The organism is Deltaproteobacteria bacterium (assembly GCA_022340465.1).
Taxonomy (GTDB): Bacteria; Desulfobacterota; Desulfobacteria; order Desulfobacterales; family B30-G6; genus JAJDNW01.
Genome location: JAJDNW010000100.1, coordinates 78,217 through 94,883, shown reverse-complemented (window position 1 = coordinate 94,883; position 16,667 = coordinate 78,217). Strand labels below are relative to the sequence as shown.

General features: G+C 56.0%; 16 protein-coding genes. All 16 read right to left on the bottom strand.

Translation table 11 applies throughout. The features are described from left to right. Positions 1 to 3: 3 nt before the first annotated feature. On the bottom strand, positions 4 to 837 hold the full coding sequence (locus LJE94_15010) for an MBL fold metallo-hydrolase (GenBank protein ID MCG6911419.1): 834 nt from the start codon (positions 835 to 837) through the stop codon (positions 4 to 6). Further along, entirely contained in the window at positions 838 to 1,797 is a 960-nt protein-coding gene (locus LJE94_15005; protein ID MCG6911418.1) for a radical SAM protein, read from the bottom strand. A 409-nt stretch (positions 1,798 to 2,206) separates the two neighbouring features. Continuing rightward, complete coding sequence (locus LJE94_15000) at positions 2,207 to 2,797, bottom strand: NifB/NifX family molybdenum-iron cluster-binding protein (GenBank protein MCG6911417.1); 591 nt, start codon at positions 2,795 to 2,797, stop codon at positions 2,207 to 2,209. Positions 2,798 to 2,821: 24 nt separating this feature from the next. Continuing rightward, entirely contained in the window at positions 2,822 to 3,721 is a 900-nt protein-coding gene (locus LJE94_14995) for a TRC40/GET3/ArsA family transport-energizing ATPase (protein MCG6911416.1), read from the bottom strand. 2 nt (positions 3,722 to 3,723) lie between these two features. After that, positions 3,724 to 4,017, bottom strand: coding sequence for a hypothetical protein (locus LJE94_14990; protein ID MCG6911415.1), 294 nt, complete (start codon positions 4,015 to 4,017; stop codon positions 3,724 to 3,726). A 10-nt stretch (positions 4,018 to 4,027) separates the two neighbouring features. Further along, entirely contained in the window at positions 4,028 to 4,462 is a 435-nt protein-coding gene (locus LJE94_14985; protein ID MCG6911414.1) for a hypothetical protein, read from the bottom strand. A 143-nt stretch (positions 4,463 to 4,605) separates the two neighbouring features. Further along, the gene (locus LJE94_14980) at positions 4,606 to 6,345 is read right to left on the bottom strand and encodes a carbon starvation protein A (protein MCG6911413.1); all 1,740 of its coding nucleotides are present in this window, start codon (positions 6,343 to 6,345) and stop codon (positions 4,606 to 4,608) included. 399 nt (positions 6,346 to 6,744) lie between these two features. Beyond that, on the bottom strand, positions 6,745 to 7,137 hold the full coding sequence (locus LJE94_14975; GenBank protein ID MCG6911412.1) for a universal stress protein: 393 nt from the start codon (positions 7,135 to 7,137) through the stop codon (positions 6,745 to 6,747). A gap of 16 nt (positions 7,138 to 7,153) precedes the next feature. Next, positions 7,154 to 7,669 carry a universal stress protein gene (locus LJE94_14970; protein MCG6911411.1) on the bottom strand — a complete coding sequence of 172 codons (516 nt, stop codon included), beginning with the start codon at positions 7,667 to 7,669 and terminating at the stop codon, positions 7,154 to 7,156. 14 nt (positions 7,670 to 7,683) lie between these two features. Next, a complete protein-coding gene (locus LJE94_14965) occupies positions 7,684 to 9,801 on the bottom strand; it encodes an aldehyde:ferredoxin oxidoreductase (protein MCG6911410.1) in 2,118 nt (705 codons plus the stop codon). Between the two features lie 39 nt (positions 9,802 to 9,840). After that, the gene (locus tag LJE94_14960; GenBank protein ID MCG6911409.1) at positions 9,841 to 10,992 is read right to left on the bottom strand and encodes an FAD-binding oxidoreductase; all 1,152 of its coding nucleotides are present in this window, start codon (positions 10,990 to 10,992) and stop codon (positions 9,841 to 9,843) included. Then, the gene (locus LJE94_14955; protein ID MCG6911408.1) at positions 10,985 to 13,072 is read right to left on the bottom strand and encodes an FAD-dependent oxidoreductase; all 2,088 of its coding nucleotides are present in this window, start codon (positions 13,070 to 13,072) and stop codon (positions 10,985 to 10,987) included. Before LJE94_14955 ends, LJE94_14960 begins: the two co-directional genes overlap by 8 nt. A gap of 47 nt (positions 13,073 to 13,119) precedes the next feature. Then, positions 13,120 to 13,848, bottom strand: a complete 729-nt coding sequence (locus tag LJE94_14950) for an ABC transporter ATP-binding protein (GenBank protein ID MCG6911407.1) — start codon at positions 13,846 to 13,848, stop codon at positions 13,120 to 13,122. After that, the gene (locus LJE94_14945; protein MCG6911406.1) at positions 13,841 to 14,668 is read right to left on the bottom strand and encodes an ABC transporter ATP-binding protein; all 828 of its coding nucleotides are present in this window, start codon (positions 14,666 to 14,668) and stop codon (positions 13,841 to 13,843) included. The genes LJE94_14950 and LJE94_14945 overlap by 8 nt, the downstream gene beginning before the upstream one ends. A gap of 10 nt (positions 14,669 to 14,678) precedes the next feature. Further along, positions 14,679 to 15,713, bottom strand: a complete 1,035-nt coding sequence (locus LJE94_14940; protein MCG6911405.1) for a branched-chain amino acid ABC transporter permease — start codon at positions 15,711 to 15,713, stop codon at positions 14,679 to 14,681. 2 nt (positions 15,714 to 15,715) lie between these two features. Next, positions 15,716 to 16,627, bottom strand: a complete 912-nt coding sequence (locus tag LJE94_14935) for a branched-chain amino acid ABC transporter permease (GenBank protein MCG6911404.1) — start codon at positions 16,625 to 16,627, stop codon at positions 15,716 to 15,718. Between the last annotated feature and the right edge of the window lie 40 nt (positions 16,628 to 16,667).

Here is a 16,667-nt window from a genome sequence, read left to right as displayed (position 1 = left end):
GGGTTAGATCTGGAGCACCTTGCCGGCGAAGCCGGGGGAGACCCGGTCCCCGAAGGTGTCTGAGAGCAGTTTGACGGTGTCGTCGCCGGTGCAGTGGCAGGGAACGAGGAGATCGATATCAAAAGTCTTTAACGCATCCATGGTGCGCTCCAGTCGCAAGGAGCCGGCACCCATGAGGTGAAACCCGCCGACCAGGGCGTGCACGTGCATGCCGTCGTTCAGGTACCGGATGTAATCGAGGGTGTTCACCACACCGGCATGGCAGCAGCCTACAACCACGACCAAACCCCTTGGTGTGTGCACCCAGAGGGCCATGTCATCGTCGATGGGATCCGGACGCCTTCCGGCGGGATCGTAAAAAAAGGGTCCACCCGGGGTTTCGAAATCTGTTTTGCGCGGAATGTGACCGGTCAGCCCGATATCGTCTGACAGGATCAGCGGCTCCTGGACCCAGTGCAGCCGGGTTTCCGGCAATTTGTCGATGGCGGCAATGGATTCGTGGGGCATGTGGATGGGATTGCCCATACCGCCTCTGACGGCGTAGCGGGGGACAACGGCACCCGGGTGGCAGTAGATACGGCTGTGGCGGTTGTGCCGCAGAAAAGAACCAACACCGCCGGTATGATCGTAATGCCCATGGCTCAAGACAAGCCGGTCGGCGGTATACACGTCGATGCCGCGTTTTTTGGCGTTGTCGACGAACAGCTTCCCGGCGCCGGTATCGAAAAGGATAGGCTTGTCGCCCTCCGGTTCGATCCACATGGACAGGCCGTGTTCGCTTGCCAGACCCGCCTCGGCGTGGTTGTCCACTAAAATAGTCAGGTTGAGATGCGTCATTCAGGACGGCCCAAATGTTCGCAAATAATAGGTGTGGCCTTCATACATCGATTCCTTGAGATTCCCCGAGGCGATGAGCCGATCGACCAGCGTCCACGGTTCACCGGTTTTCGACAACAGCCTTTCCACGGCCGACCGGCGCATGGGATGCACGGCGGTGATGTTCAATATGTCTTTCCGGGCATTGCCGGTGTAGGCAAAGGCATTACCCTCGTAGCCGATCAGATACTCCACGCCGGCCAGCTTTTCGGAAAAAATCTGGTAGGCCCTGTTCAGTCTGTTTTCATCCGGTTTTTTCACCCACCCCTCAACCGGCGGCCTGATGGGGACGCTTAAATAGGCCTTGCGGGGCCCGAGCACTTCAATAAAGGCGGCAATATCTTTCAGTTGGTCGTCATTTTCATTCAGATTTCCGACCAGCATGGTTTCCGTCACCAGACGGCCTGAGAAATGCCTGGCGAATTCAACCAATCCGTCTTGAATTTGAGAGGACTGCAGAAAGGCCTGGGGCCTGTTGATTTTGCGCCAGACACTGCTATCGACGGCATCGATTTTGACCGATACCCAGTCGGCCTTGGCAAGCTCCTCCCTCACATCCATGCGCCAGATGAGTGAACTGTTGGTAATTACCGCGATGGGAATACCCAGCGGCCGCAACAGGTCGATGGTTTTGCCCAGGTTGATGTCCAGCGTGGGTTCGCCGTCGGGCACGAAGGTAAGATAGTCTGTCCGCACGCCCGATTCGAAGGTTTTGTCCAACTGCTTGTGGGCCGCCTGATAAATTACGTCCGGCCGGTAGAACTCGCGGCGGTTTTTGGTCATCAGCGTCGTGCGTCCCACCTGGCAGTAAATGCAGGCGTAGGTGCACACCTTGGAAGGGATGTTGTTGATGCCCATGCTCATTCCCAGGCGTCGCGACGGCACCGGCCCGAAGGTCGTTGAAGTACGAAAGAGAGGCATGTTCCCTCCTTTAACAGCTTGGTTTCTACCTCGTATATTTCTTCCTGCAACTGTTCGACAAAGCGGTCCAGGTTATCGTTCATTATGCCCCAAAATTGCAAGATATGAAACAGAACCTAAATTGAGGTTTAATTCATTAAAAATAGTTTCATTTTGATTATTCTTACAATTTGAAACGCTCAACTCAGGTAGAACTTTATACCGACTCTGCCTTATGCCCTTCCGGCAGGTAAACACCCCCATGATGCTTGCGCTATCATATTCTGCAAAGCCTTCTTTGGTCGCCCGGAGGCTTTATAAGACAACCGGTCAACGGGCACGACGTCTCATTTTTTCCGCAGCGAATCAGGCCGATATTCATACGACCTTCCTGTCGATACGGGGTGTCATGCAATGTGACGGCAGGCTATTATCTGCCACGTCCCGTACCGTCGCCACCCATACCGCGTCCGCCACCCATACCGCGTCCGCCACCCATACCGCGTCCGCCGCCCATACCGCGTCCGCCGCCCATACCGCGTCCGCCGCCCATACCGCGTCCGCCGCCGCCGGTTTTACGGCACCCGCGTCCCATACCGCTGCCACCGCCCAAGCCTCTGCCAGCCCCCATACCCGATCCCGGTTGAGGGACTCCAGTGCCCGCAGCTGCCGGGGGGCGGCTTGGCGTTGCCTGCTGGGTAAGGTTTTCGCCTTCAGCATATTGCCTGGCGGCGTCTCCCACCGTGCCACCTGTGCCGGTGAGGACCCGGATGCCGCTGGTGTCAAATACGTTGGCTGCCTTGGGGCCCAGATTTCCTGTCAGGACCAGTCCGACGCCTTTGTCGACCACAAACTGGGCCGACGAGATGCCGGCTCCGCTGGTGGAAGACACGTTTTGGTTGGGGAACGCCTCGTATTCCATGGTGGCAGGATCGATGATAATGAAGTAGGCGCACCTCCCAAAGCGCGCATCGATCAGGTCGTCCAGAGAGGGGCCTGTAGATGAAATGGCTATTTTCATTGATTTATCCCCCTTGTGAGTTGATCACGCATTCCCCTGAAAGGATGCAGGGTTGGCAATGACGTAATTTACAATAGCAGTATACCCCATCAGACAATCTTTTGCCAGCGGAAAAAGGGTGATGTGCTGCTCATTGAAGGTTTCGGCGATGGTCTCAGGAATGCTTCCATGCATAATTTTGTTGACCACGACCGTATGAATACGCAGGTTTATTTCCTGCAGCTTTTCCTTGATCCGCAATGCTTCCGCAAATGACATGCGGTCATCGTTCACTACCAGATTGATGCGTGTTTTCACTGACTGAAATATGTGGCAGAGACGCTGGTGTCTTTCTATCAGGCTGTCTAACCGGGATCGGATCTTGTCGGTTTCAATCTGCTTTTTCCCGAATTTGATTTTGGTGATGATTTCCTTTTTGGCGATGATTTTATTGCGCAGCTTCATCAGTTCTTCCAGCCAGATCAAGGTGACCGCCGGCAGGGCCAGAAAACGCAGGGAAAGGGCGGTCGGCGCCATGTCGAAGACAATGTGGGCGGTTCCCTGTGAGGATGCTATGATGGATTCGAAGGCCAACAGGAGCGCATATTCTTCCAATCCGGGCGAAAACTGCAGCACGTTGAAACATGCGTCCAGGTTGAAGGCACTCTCGTAACTGTAGGTGGTCTTGAGGGCCTTTCTGGTTTCCTTCAGGTAGTTTTGGATCCAAAAATCCGTGTCCACCTCCTTGACCCTGAGAAAGGTGTTGACCGGCCGGGGAGTTTCCGAAAAGGCGCCTTCAAAAAGATCACGCTGGTTGTGGGCCGGGTCCATGGACACCAGCAGGACCTTTTGTGACAGTGATGAAAGATGCATAGCCGTGGTCGCGGAAACCGTGGATTTGCCGACACCGCCCTTGCCGATAAAAAAATGAAGTTCAGGCTGCATGGCTAGTCGATCTCCAGTACCGAAAAGAGGTCTCCGAGAGGGTCATGGGCTGTGGAGACCTTTTCGATCATACGGCCGAATGCGTCTTCCATATCGGGAAGCAACTCCATGGTAATGTGAATCGGCGGTGAGGGAATGCCCACGAACATTCCCAGGACCAGCAGTGAGAAGATATGCGCCAGTTCCTCGGTTTCGTATTCCATGACACTGACGGCCTTGCCGCGCATGACCCCATCCGCCGCCTTGAAAACCGCCGCAATTTTGTCCTGGATAGTGCGAATGCCTGGAATTTCCATGTATACAATCTCAGGGTTTAACCCGGTACAATCTTTTCTGGAATCTCAGTCTTTTTTTGGACGGATAGAAGTAGTAAACCGCATAAAGACCCATAATCACTGTTCCGCAAAAGTGGAACCGCGGCAGGTTCAACCCGTAGGCCAAAAGGGCCAGGTATGGGGCCACCATGACCATGGCAATGCTGCGGCCTTCCATCCTGACCAGTTCCTCCTCCCTAACGGCCGAGCGGTGGCGATGTTTGTGAGCGAAATACGCACGGTAAAACGTCGGCGCCGCCACTGCAAAGGCTGCCGACAGTATGAATAACACAGGCGGCATCAGCGCATGGGCCCGGGCCACCGGCAATTGATAGATATCCAGCATTTTTGCGGCGTACACGAGCACAAATCCCGTTGCCGCGGGCAGCAGTATCGCCAAATAGATCTTTTTAAGTTGTCGCTCCATGGTGTATTTCCCGAACCGTTTCATTGAAACGCTCAATTAAGGTGAAAATATCGGCGTGGCTGAGCCTCGGGCATTTGGAAGGAGGGTCGGTGAGCCGATATTAATGCCCGGGCCGCCACGCCGATAAAGCATGATGATTAAGGTTACTGTGCCTCCGGGACAGCTTGCCCCGATGGGACGTCTGTTTTGAAAAATTTCACGACCCCCTCGATGACGATCAGCACCGCTATGACTAGAATGATGATGTTGATGGTCTGCAGCAACAGATTGTGGGCGGTGCCGAACGTGGCCTGGTTCATGATGACCGCCCAGATGGTCATTACCGACATGAAAACGGCCGGAATGCCTGCAACCAGCCATTTGAGGCCGCCTTTTTCCTTGAGATAGAGGGTAATGATGATCAGGGCAAGGGCCGCAAGGGTCTGGTTGACGGCACCGAAAAGCGGCCAGAGTTTCAGCGCTCCATTACCGCTGGCACCCGTGGCAAAGGCCAGGATAAGGGCGGTTCCCACGGCGATCCCCGTGGCAACCCATTTGTTTGCCAGACCGTCGATATTGATGGAATGCCCGAGTTCACCGATGACATAGCGCTGAATCCTCGTGGCGGTATCCAGCGTGGTTCCGGCAAAAGAGGCGACAAAGACCGCCATGATGGCCAGTGTGAACTTTTTCGAGATACCGATGGCCATGATCATGTTAGCCGATCCGTCCACAAAAGCGCTGATTTTGGAGCCCAGCCCGGCGGCGGCCGCCCAGGAAGAATAGTGGGCGGTCCAGGCGGCCGTACCGGCCAGCACCTCGCCGGATTTGGTGGTGTAGCCCAGCCCGATGCCGGCGGCCACGGCGATGATCACCAGCGTGGCCAGAGCCCCTTCCATCAGCATGGAACCGTAGCCCACGAAAAGGGAATCCTCTTCGCCGCGCACCTGTTTGGATGAGGTACCCGACGACACCAGGGAGTGGAATCCGGAAATAGCCCCACAGGCGATGGTGATGAAAAGAAAAGGCCACATGGGGGGCGCTTTGGCCGGAGTGCTCTGAACAGCAGGGGCAACCAGTTCCAGATCACCGCCAAAGGCGGCGACCAGGACGCCTAGCACCAAAAGGGCCATGGCGATGACCAGCTGGTGGGAATTGATAAAATCCCTGGGCTGCAACAGGGTTGTGACCGGCAGAACAGAGGCGATGAAACCATAGGCCAGAAGGATGATGGTCCAGATGCCCGTAGCCGGGATACCCGCTATGGCCGGCATTTTAAAGGGCAGGTAGGGCCCCAGAAAGACGCAAAGATACATGGCGATAACAGCGTAGATGGACCAGGCCATGATATTTTTACCTTTTTTGTAGATGAGGTAACCCAGGGTGACAGCGATGGGAACTTCCACCCAAACCGCCAGCACGGACTGCGGGTACATGGCAAAGATGATGGCAATGACCAGCCCGAAGACGGCGATCACGATCCACAGTTCCAGGAACACGATCAGAAAGAACAGAAAACGCGTGCGGCTGTTTACATATTTGGCCGTATAGTCGGAAATCGATTTGCCCTGGTTGCGCATGGAAATGATCAAAGCGCCGAAATCATGCACCGCTCCCATGACAATGCTGCCGATAAATACCCACAACAGTGCCGGGACCCACCCCCAGATAATGGCGATGGCCGGACCGACGATGGGGCCGGTGCCGGCAATGGAGGTGAAGTGGTGTCCAAAGATGACCTCCTTCTTGGTGGGCACATAGTCCTCACCGTCTTCAAACTCCTTTGCCGGGGCTGTGGCATCCTTCGACAAAGCAAAAATATGCTTGCCAATATACCTGCCATACAAGTGGTACATTAGGATATAGCCGGCAAACGCAACAATCATAATGAGTAAGGCATCCATAATATCAATCCTCCATAGGGTTTATGATAATAAACAACCGCAATCGAGCCCGCTGTCTTCCCAATGTAGCATTAAATATGCCACCATCATTGTAATTGATTAATTCCAATGATATTGAACTGTTAGATCGGCAATGCTTCGGTATGACGCGCCGGAAAGCGCGCGTGTTTAGAAAAATAGCGAAGTGGGATTTCGCAAAACTTAGATAGTCCGCTAAAGGTAGGGGCGGCAGCGCCATGGGTGTCAATGGAATGCAGATTCCCCGCAGCGAGCTCGAGGGGAATCTGCATTGTCAGGAATTGGTCTGTTTGATTCGCTCGTTTACCAACGCAGCAGGCGGCCAGGAGATGCCCTCGCTGTTCCGGTCCGGCAAAAATAAAGCAGAGCGGCCTGGCAGGGCTATTTCAGCGTCACCACCGGGCAGGGTGCCTTGAGGATCACATACTGCGCTGTCGATCCCATGATTATTTTGCCTACCTTTGAACGTCTTCTGATGCCGACAATGATTTCGTCGACCTGGTTTTCCCGGGCAAAGAGGACGAGGTCTTCACCCGGGGAAAGACCACGAATCAGAAGATGTGTCTCGCAGGGGACTCCCCTTTTTTCGACCAGCGATTTGGCATAGGCCAAACTGCCCTCGGCTTCGTTCACCTCATCCAACTGGCTGTTGTCGGCCTTGGGCATGGTGGTCGCCACCAATACCCGGGCATCCAGGACCAGGGCCCTTTTGATTGCCAGCTTCAACGCGTCTTCGGCCATTCTCGAGCCGTCATATCCAACCAGAATTTTCATGTTTCCTCCCGATGGCTTATTCAGGTACTGAGATATCGATCTCCCCCCTGGGTATGGGCACGATGAAGATAGGTTTATGGGTGCGGCGCAGAACTCTTTTGGCCGTGCTACCCAGAAAGGTATTTTCAATGAAGCCTTTGCTGTTGGTTCCCATGATGATCAGGTCGACATCGAGTTCATCGGCGCTTTGAAGGATGATTTCTGCCGGGAATCCTTCCTTTACCTTAATTCCTTCGATCATATCCGTGAGTTCGATCTCGGATTTCAGCTCTTTTTCGCAGAGAACCTTCAGCCTTTTTTTGATCCGTTCGTGGGTGTAATCCTCGCTTTCGGCATGCAGTTTTTTGATCTGCTCTTCGTTCAGATAAGAAGTCATCAGCATTTTGGTTGTGGCGGAAAAGTCTTCACGAACATGCAGAATGATTATTTTGGCGTGGTTTTTTTCCGCACAATCGACGGCATAACGAAACGCATAAGCGGAATTTTTAGAGAGATCCGTCGCATAAAGAATTTTATCTATTTTTATATCCATGGGTCATCCTCCTTTCAGCGTTGATGGCTTTCGAGAAGCGCCATCACGTCCGGAAAATCAATGTGGAGACGTTTGGCGGTTTCGAGGGTGGGTACGCCGTCTGGGGTCCATCCCCGGCGTTGATAAACCGCGTCCTTCAGCTTTTCGTATTGATCCTCGCGGTACCGGCGCAAAAGGGCCACTTTTTCGGCGGTGGATTTGCCTTGAATGTCAACACCGGCCTTTTCTTCAAGCTGCCGATCATAGCGTTCCCGGCGGGATTGATATTCTTCGTCCGTGACAGGGCCCACGGAACGGTAGGGGATGCTGTCATGCTCCCGCCGGCCAAAACCCATCTTCAGGTTGAAGATTCGCTGGAAGTTGTATACCGCTTCGCTCATGGTGATGAGGTCGTCCGGTTTGACCTGTCTGCCGGTCACCGCCGCAAAAAATTCGGCATACCAGCCCACGTGTTTCACGACCTTGGCCGGTTCCATCTGGTCCTTGTTGTCTTCGGGGACGATGTCGTTCCAGGGCAGTTTGCACAACCCGCAGAGGCCGAACCAGGTTCTGAACATGGGAAACCAGTGCAGGGCCTCGGCCTTTTGTTCGAAGGAGGGCATGAAGTTGTGCACCATGTCCAGGAAAATCAACCAGGCTTCATCGTGCTGGGGGCCCTTGAGGGCCAGGCCATACCCGCCCTGCTGGGCCAGGGACTCTTTGGTCATGTATTCGGAAAACTCGAGTCCCTTGCACTCCATACCGATATCCTGCATGATGACGGCATCGGCGCCGTATTTTTCATGAAAAATCGCTTTCATGCGCCGGATCCCCTGGCCCAGCATATTGCCGAAGCCCCGGCCTTCAGCCATCTGATGCAGGGCTTCCAGGGCGCTGACCCGATTGCCGAAGGAGAGGTCCATTTGGGTGAGATCCTTGCCGATCAGGCCCATTTCAAAGCACTCCATGGCAAAGGCCAGACTCGTGCCGAAGGAGATGGTGTCGATGCCGTAGGCGTCGCAATAGAAATTGATTTCCAAAATGGTGTAAGGGTCGAAAATGCCGATGTTGGACCCGCACCCGGCGATGGTTTCATATTCAGGCCCGTCCACGAAGACGCGCTTGCCACGGTAAGGGCCGCTTACCGGGACAAAGTCCCTGACACCATGGGCGCAGGCCACGGTGCACCCCATCCAGCAACCGTCGTATCCCTTGTCAAATAACGGGCGGTAAGCGTCCTTGCCGATGAGAGCGGCACCCGGGTGCCGGCCGAATTTGAAATTGTGGGTGGGTAACAGATCGTAGTCGTTCATGATGGGCACCAGGTGGGTGGTGCCGATGGAAGCCATCTCGTTCTGCTTGGGGTCGAGATCGGAGATTTCCCGGGAGTGCAGCCTGGCCACGCGTTTCAACGCTTCGGGATCGGAGGGGCCATTGGTTTCGAGTTTAACGCCGCCCCAGCGGACGACCAGTGCCTTGATGCCCTTGTCGGCAAAGACCGTCCCGATGCCGCCCCGGCCGGCCTGTTTGTACCGGGCCCTTCTCCGGGCCGCATCGTACCATGAGAAATTGAGGCAGCCCATAAGGCTGTTGGCGGCCCCGGGGCCGGTGGAAACCACCGAGATGTCACGTGGTTTGCCTTTGCCGAAATGGCCTGTCAGGAGCCGGGACAGCGCATAGGCGTCTTCAGGAAGACCCGGTGCATCGATGATTTCAATTTTCTCTTCAATGCCGTCGATGAAAACGATGGTGTCCCGGGGGGCCTTGCCCTGGATTTCCAGCGCATCGAATCCGGAGAATTTGAGATAAGGTCCGAAGTACCCCCCGACATTGGAGTCCATCACCGAGCCGGTAAGGGGCGAAAGCGTCGCGACGATGCTTTTCCCGGCCCCCGGGTAGCTAGGCGTTCCCCCCATGGGCCCGGAGGCGATGCAGACGGCATTGTCCCGGGCGTTCCAGCGGGTGCTCGCCGTAACGGCTTGCCACAGCAGCCATAGATCGAAGCCCTTGCCCCCCACGAATATCTTTTTCATCTCTTCGGTAACCGGTTTGATTTCGATGGAGGAGTCCGAAAGATCGACATAGAGGGTTTGACCGGCGTAACCGTTATGGATCGTCGGACGCCCATATCCAATTCGGGTTTTCAAACTCATTGTCTCCATGGTCTTCACCCCCTTTGCGTTATTGCGGTTTTATTTTAACGACTCTTCACCGGCAAAAGTGCGATCCAACCGGAAGCTGTTGAGAATTTTGCGGTCGTCGTCGCTACTTTGCCCGGCCACCAGCCTGGCCACCACTTCGGCTATTCCGGGCCCCAGCATGAATCCCTGGCCGCACATGCCCGTGACATGCAACAGCCCTTCGATATCCGGATTCCAGCCCACGATAGGGGATCCGTCCGGGGTGTTGGGATACAACCCCCGCCAGATCCTGCGGACGCGCAGGTTTTTCAAACGCGGCAGCAGCTTGACCATGCGCGAGCACACCTGGGGCAGAAACAGCGATGTTTCGCGCATGTCCATGCCCACGATAGGCGGATCGGGCGTGATGCAGAACACCACCTGTCCGCGGGGGTTTTGATAAAAGTAGTAATTTTTTGAACCCGGACCGGGCCTGATGTCCACCACCATGGTCGTAAAAAACGATTGCGTCGGTTCGGTGATGGCGCCCTCGTGGCTGTCGGCAAACACGGGTACGCCGACCTCCACACTGCTGCAAAGCTCCCGGGATCTGGGACCGGCGGCATCGATGACCACCGGCGCCGTGTAATGAGAATTTTCGGTGACCACGCCGATGGCCCGGTCGCTGGAAACCATGATGGACATCACCTTCTCCCTGAATTTGAAAACGCTTCCCAGGGATCGGGCCCGCCGGTAAAAGGCGTTGATGGACAACAGCGGCGATGCAGAACCGTCGTCCATCGAATGGGTGCCCCCTAATAGCCCCTCCGGATTGATGCCGGGAATCACCGCGCTTATTTCTTCCGGGCCGACAAAGTCGATATTCAGGCCGAAAGATTGTTGAATGGGCAGGATCGACTTCAGGACGTCCGCGTCCGCTTCCGTGTAGACCGGAAACGTGTAGCCCCCCTTAAGCCACTCGATATCTTCGCCGTATGTGTCTTTCCACCCGGAGAAAATTTCCAGAGAGCGCTTGCTGACTTTTATTTTGGCGGGATCCGAATGGGTGGCGCGGATACCGCCGATGGCATGTTTGTTCTGCCCCTGCCCCTGGGAAGGGCGCCAGTCCAGCACCAGGCATTTGAAACCCTTTTCACTCAGGGCCATGGCGGTGGGCACGCCCACCGATCCAGCTCCAATGATTATCACATCGAATTCATCCATGATCTTCCTCCCCGTGAATGCCGGCAAAATACCCTATGGGAACCTCCACAAACGGCGGTCGATCGGTGCGGTCCACGACTTCTCCCGGGTCGATCCCTTCTTCCTGGAAAATGCGCCAGATCATGGGGCGGCATGTCTTGGAACCGCATGCTCCCATACCCGCCCTGGTCAGGGCCTTGAGTTGATTGATGTCCCGGATGCCGTTGCGGATCATTTCCCGGATTTCACCGGCCCTGACGCGTTCACAGCGACAGATGACGGCGTCGTCCGGAAGGGGTTCCCTTTCATATATTTGGGACGGCTCGATCTGGGCTTCCTGCACCCAGATGCCGGCAGCGCGTTTGGCCAGGGTTTTGTCCATTCGGACCTGGACCAGGCAGGTGCGCGGATATTTCTTCTTTACCCGCACCCCTTTGACCGGGAAATAACCCAGGATCGCACCGGCTTCGTCGGTGACCGGCACCAACTGCCCGAGGGCCACTTCGTCCCGCCAGATTTCGTAGGGCAGGGTCACGGTCGGCGTCTCGGCATCTTTACGAAAATCGACCAGGGTAATGGCAAGACCCGGGCAGACAGCCACGCAGTTGGCGCACCCGGTGCAGGCGCTGCGGTCCGTCACATACGGCAGTCCGGTGATGCGGTCATCCTGCGTGTGGATGATTCCGGCCTTGCAAACCGAGGTGCAGGGGTTGCAGGGAACCTCCTGGAAACAGTGAATGACGGGAAAGACGCCCTCCTCCTGCTCCGGTTTGAGCCGTTCCTTCAACTGGCCGGGTTTCGATTTCAGGACGGCCACTTTGCGGTACCAGTCTTCAGGTACCGGATCCACGGCGTATCCCAGGGATCGGGCAATGTTGACGCCTTCTATCCTGCCAGTGAACATGGCAGCCGATGCTTCGGCAATCTGCTGCGCGTCGCCGGCGGAAAACACGTCCATGCCAAAGTCTTTGGCCTTGTGGTAGAACTCGTTCACTTCCGCCAGGCCTACGGCGATGAGCACGGTGTCCACCTCGAAGGTCCGGTGGGTGTCGGGAACGGTTTTCCAGTTGTCATCCAGTTGGGCGATGGTGACGGACGCCACATGGTCGTTTCCATGGGCGGCGACCACCGTGTGGCCGGTGTAGATGGGCACGCCGAGACGTTTGAGCTTGTCGGCGTGAACCTTGTAGCCGCCCACCTGGGGCAGGGCTTCCACCAGGCCCACGACCTCGATGCCCGCCTGGATGGCATGGTATCCGGCGATGAGGCCGACATTACCCCCGCCGACCACGAGCACCCTTTCGGATGCCTTGATCAGATCCCGGTTTACCAGGGTCTGGAAAGCCCCGGCACCGTAAACACCGGGCAAGGTATTCCCGGGGAAGGAGAGCATCTTTTCACGGGCACCCGTGGCCACCAGCAGCTTTTTGGGGCGTACCTGACGGTAGCGCTTACCCTGGACGATGCCTACCAGGCCGTCGGAAAACACGCCCACGGCCGTCGCTTCCAGCCAAACATGTATGCAGCTGAATTCGGCAACCCGCCGGCTGAGGATTTTACCGATTTCGAATCCGCGGGTACCTGCGTAGGAATCTTCCACAGATCCGAAAAACTTGTGGGTCTGCAACACCAGCTTGCCGCCCAGGTGGTTCTTGTCGTCGATGATCAGGGTCGCGATGTCCAGCTTGCCGAGTTCGATCGCCGCCGAAAGGCCTGCCGGACCGCCGCCGATGATCAATACGTCCACGTCGGTTACCGGAATCGGACGGGGCACGGGAGTGCCATCGTCCCGAGGCAGGCGGGGCAACCCTTCGACGCTTTCGAGCAGCATGCCGTCCGCCAGCGGTGTCATGCAGGCTTTGACCGGAAGGCCGTCGGCCGTCACCAGGCACTGGGAACACTGTCCGTTGGCGCAGAAGATTCCCTGGGCGCTGCCGTCCTTATGGTGATGTCCGAAGACATGGATGTCGTTGGCAATCAGGGCGGATGAAATCATTTCGCCACCGAAACCCTCCAACATTTCGCCGTTCCAGGAAAAAGCCACCGTTTTTCTTGCCGGTATTTCCAAAATCGGGTGTTGGGTAATGCGTCTACTTTTCATAAGTCACTCCATGTTGTGCATGCAGCCGCAGGACTGAAAAGCCTGGTTTATGCCCGCTTTTTTACAGCCGCACCGCCGAGATAGGCTTCCTGGACCTTTTGGTCCTGTCTCAAGTCCGCGGCCGGGCCGCTCGTCATCATTGCGCCTGTCTCCAGAACGTATCCACGGTTCGCTACCGCCAGGGCCTTGCGGGCATTTTGCTCCACCAGCAAAACGGCCACGCCCTGTGAATTGATTTCCCGGATAATGCTGAAAATCAGCTTAACGTACATGGGCGACAGTCCCAGCGAGGGCTCGTCCAGGAGGAGCAGCCGGGGCTCGCTCATCAGGGCCCGCCCCATGGCCAGCATCTGCTGTTCTCCCCCCGAGAGGGTTCCGGCCAGCTGCTTTCGCCGCTTCACCAGGATAGGGAAGAGCTGTAAAACGCGTTGCCTGGTCTTCTGGACGCGCTCCTTTTCCTTTTTGTGGGTGTAGGCCCCCAGGGCCAGGTTTTCTTCCACGGTCAGGGTGGCAAACACCCGCCGCCCCTCGGGAGCGTGTGATATCCCTCGACGGACGATTTCATCGGCCGGCAGCGTGTTCAAAGCGGTTTCTTCGAAGGTGATGTTTCCCGACTTAACGGGCGTTATTCCGGAAATCGCTCTCAACAGGGTGCTTTTGCCGGCACCGTTGGCTCCCAGCACCGTGACGATTTCCCCCTGATTCAGAGAGAGGGAGACGTCTTGGATCGCTTCCACCGAGCCGTAGGCTATATGAAGATTTTCAATATCAAGCAGGGGCTGCATGCATCACCTCATTCGTTTCCTGGTCGTCTTCGTCATCTTTGCCCAGATAGGCCTCGATCACCTTGGGGTTGTTATAGATCGCTTCGGGGAGTCCTTCCGCTATCTTGCGACCTTCTTCCATGACCGTAACCCAGTCGGATATGCCCATCACCACGTTCATGTCGTGCTCGATGATCAAAAGGGTGAGGTCATCCCTGACCAATTGCCTGAGGAAAACGATCAGATCTTCCGATTCCTTGGGGTTCAGACCGCTGCTGGGTTCGTCCAGCACCAGCAGCGTCGGATGGGTGGCCAGGGCCCGGCCGATTTCAAGCATGCGCTGATTGCCATAGGGGATGTTCACGGCCAGTTCGTTTCTGAAATGGGAGAGCCCCACCTTGTCCAGGCAAGCTTCAGCCACGTCACGGATGCGCTTTTCTTCATCCCGCTGGTGCGGCGTTCTGAAAATGGAGCGGAAGGTTCCTGACGTCGTCCGGCAGTGCTGGCCGGACATGATGTTTTCCAGACAGGTCATGTTGGGAAACAACCGTATGTTCTGAAAGGTACGGGCAATGCCCTTTTCAACGATCTGGTGAGGCTTGCGGCCTCCAATGGGTTCGCCGAGGAAAATGACGTGGCCTTCATCCGGTTCATAGATGCCGGTCACCACATTGAAGACCGTGGTTTTTCCCGCGCCGTTGGGTCCTATCAGACTGCTGATTTCACCCCTTAACACCTTGAGGTCAAAAGCGCTGACAGCTTCAAGGCCGCCGAAGCGTTTGGTCAGGTCTTTGGTTTCCAGAACGATTTCACCTGAGTGGGATGTATTCATGGTGTCCTTCTCAGCATTCGCTTTCAATGGTTTTGGTTTCAGCCGTCAAGCTGTGAGCCGGTTGCGTGACTTTCCCCGGACGGGCGTGCAGGGCGCCCCGCTGGCGCGGCCAGATGCCGCCGGGGCGAAAGATCATCATCGTGATCATGGCCACACCGAAAAACAGCATGCGGTACATGGCAAAGGGCCGAAAGATTTCAGGAAACAGACTGATGGCCGCCGCCCCGATCAGGACGCCGCGAATGGAGCCCATGCCACCAATAAGAACGATGCAGAACATCATGCAGGACTCCATAAAACTGAAACTTTCAGGAGACACGATCATCAGTTTGGTGGCGAAAATGTTGCCGGCTACCCCGGCCAGAGAGGCGCCGAGAACGAAGGCCAGAAGTTTGTAGTGCCTCACGTTTATGCCACTGGCTTCCGCGGCAATTGCGTCCTCGCGGATGCAGTTCCAGGCCCGCCCGATACGGGAGTTTTGCAGCATCACCAATCCAATAATCGTGCAGGCCACCAGAATCCAAATGTAGAAGTAGAACTGCCGTGAGGTTTCGATTACCAGCAAGCCGCCTAACGACGGGCTGCCGATGCCGAAAACACCGTTGGGACCGCCGGTGAGGTCGAAGGGGTTGTTGAGCAGGGCCATCCGGACGATTTCGCCCATGCCGATGGTGACGATGCAGAGGTAGTCGCCTTTCAGGTGGATGACCGGGGAGCAAACCAGGTACGCGAAAAGGGCCGCGGTGACAGCGCTGACGGGCAGCAACAAAAGAACCGGGATGTCGAACATGGTGTTGAGGATGGCAGTCGTGTAGGCACCGATGGCGTAAAAGCCGGCATGCCCCAGATCGAAGAGCCCCACTTCACCCAGCACGATGTTCAGGCTTAAACCTAAAAGAGCGTACAATCCAAAAAAGAAGACCACATCGATAGCGTAGTCACTGACCAGAAAAGGGAACAGCAGCACGCCCGCAATTATAAGTACATACCCTTTGACGCCGGTAGTCGACCATGTTTTCAATGCATTCAATCTTGACTGTTGCATGGCTATACTTTCTCCGCTAGTTTTTCACCAAAGATGCCGGTGGGACGAAAAATGAGGACCAGGATCAGAATCAAGAAGACAAACACGTCTTTCCAGGCGGCGGATATATAGGCACTTCCCAGCATTTCCAGGATTCCCAGAATAATGCCGCCGAACATGGCCCCGGGTATATTGCCGATGCCGCCCAGGATGGTGGCCGTAAACGCCTTGAGGCCGTAGTTCCACCCCATAGTGAAGTTAATCTGGCGATAGTAAAGGCCCACCATTACGCCGGTGACCGCCCCCAGCGCCGGTCCCAGGGTGAAAATAAAGAAGATGACCTTGTTGAAGTTGATCCCCATGAGAGAGGCGGTGTCGCGATCCAGGGCCGTTGCACGCACTGCCGCACCGAAGATGGTTTTTTGAATCACCAGATACAGGATGCCCATGATAATGAACGACATGAGCAGGATTACCACTTGCAAAAGGGTGATGTTCATTCCCAGCCAGTTCAAGCGAATATTGGGTATCTGTGCTGCCGGATAGGCCTGGAATCGGGGCCCCCAGATGACCATAATGGTGTTCTGCAGCACGATGGACGCCCCCAATGCGGACACCACCGCCGGCAGACGGCCGGAAGCGTAGATGGGCCGGTAGGCGATCCTTTCCACGAACATGCCGACCAGCGCCAGGCACAAGGCCGCCACGAGGGTAGCCGCCAGAATTCCGCCCCACAGGCCGAAGACCGACGACACCATGGCCGAACCGACGACCAACAGGGTGTAGCCGATATAGGAGCCCAACGTGAAGAAATCGCCGTGGGCAAAGTTGATCAGTTTCAAAACACCGTAGACCATGGAGTACCCCAGGGCAATCAAGCCGTAAAAGGCACCGAGGGTCAGCCCGTTGACAATCTGTTCAAAAATGACCTGCATCTTTTTTACCCCTGATCAGCATGTTCGCCGATTGGTTCGG

Bases quoted from the DNA above. Each gene is read 5' to 3' on its own strand.
- LJE94_14955 (MCG6911408.1), bottom strand. From the start codon at position 13,072: ATGAAAAGTAGACGCATTACCCAACACCCGATTTTGGAAATACCGGCA.
- LJE94_14980 (MCG6911413.1), bottom strand. From the start codon at position 6,345: ATGGATGCCTTACTCATTATGATTGTTGCGTTTGCCGGCTATATCCTA.
- LJE94_14995 (MCG6911416.1), bottom strand. From the start codon at position 3,721: ATGCAGCCTGAACTTCATTTTTTTATCGGCAAGGGCGGTGTCGGCAAA.
- LJE94_14945 (MCG6911406.1), bottom strand. From the start codon at position 14,668: ATGAATACATCCCACTCAGGTGAAATCGTTCTGGAAACCAAAGACCTG.
- LJE94_14970 (MCG6911411.1), bottom strand. From the start codon at position 7,669: ATGGATATAAAAATAGATAAAATTCTTTATGCGACGGATCTCTCTAAA.
- LJE94_14965 (MCG6911410.1), bottom strand. From the start codon at position 9,801: ATGAGTTTGAAAACCCGAATTGGATATGGGCGTCCGACGATCCATAAC.
- LJE94_14990 (MCG6911415.1), bottom strand. From the start codon at position 4,017: ATGGAAATTCCAGGCATTCGCACTATCCAGGACAAAATTGCGGCGGTT.
- LJE94_14975 (MCG6911412.1), bottom strand. From the start codon at position 7,137: ATGAAAATTCTGGTTGGATATGACGGCTCGAGAATGGCCGAAGACGCG.
- LJE94_15010 (MCG6911419.1), bottom strand. From the start codon at position 837: ATGACGCATCTCAACCTGACTATTTTAGTGGACAACCACGCCGAGGCG.
- LJE94_14985 (MCG6911414.1), bottom strand. From the start codon at position 4,462: ATGGAGCGACAACTTAAAAAGATCTATTTGGCGATACTGCTGCCCGCG.
- LJE94_14940 (MCG6911405.1), bottom strand. From the start codon at position 15,713: ATGCAACAGTCAAGATTGAATGCATTGAAAACATGGTCGACTACCGGC.
- LJE94_15000 (MCG6911417.1), bottom strand. From the start codon at position 2,797: ATGAAAATAGCCATTTCATCTACAGGCCCCTCTCTGGACGACCTGATC.
- LJE94_15005 (MCG6911418.1), bottom strand. From the start codon at position 1,797: ATGCCTCTCTTTCGTACTTCAACGACCTTCGGGCCGGTGCCGTCGCGA.
- LJE94_14960 (MCG6911409.1), bottom strand. From the start codon at position 10,992: ATGGATGAATTCGATGTGATAATCATTGGAGCTGGATCGGTGGGCGTG.
- LJE94_14935 (MCG6911404.1), bottom strand. From the start codon at position 16,627: ATGCAGGTCATTTTTGAACAGATTGTCAACGGGCTGACCCTCGGTGCC.